Below are 366 nucleotides of genomic sequence, written 5' to 3'. Positions count from 1 at the left end.
AGTGAACACGTAATTCATTACGAAGTTTAATTCTTTGAGCATCAAACTTAAATTGAAGAGTTTGATCATGGCTCAGATTGAACGCTGGCGGCAGGCCTAACACATGCAAGTCGAGCGGTAGCACAGAGAGCTTGCTCTCGGGTGACGAGCGGCGGACGGGTGAGTAATGTCTGGGAAACTGCCTGATGGAGGGGGATAACTACTGGAAACGGTAGCTAATACCGCATAATGTCGCAAGACCAAAGTGGGGGACCTTCGGGCCTCATGCCATCAGATGTGCCCAGATGGGATTAGCTAGTAGGTGGGGTAACGGCTCACCTAGGCGACGATCCCTAGCTGGTCTGAGAGGATGACCAGGCACACTGG

Annotated in this window: 1 rRNA gene; it reads left to right on the top strand. The window is 51.9% G+C overall.

The window, feature by feature from the left end:
- Nucleotides 1-49: 49 nt before the first annotated feature.
- Nucleotides 50-366: ribosomal RNA gene (locus PL597_RS26210) — 16S ribosomal RNA — on the top strand; the annotation flags it as partial.

Source organism: Agrobacterium sp. ST15.13.013, from assembly GCF_027956525.1.
In the GTDB taxonomy this organism is placed as follows: Bacteria; Pseudomonadota; Alphaproteobacteria; order Rhizobiales; family Rhizobiaceae; genus Agrobacterium; species Agrobacterium salinitolerans.
This window is presented reverse-complemented; position numbering and strand designations above follow the sequence as displayed.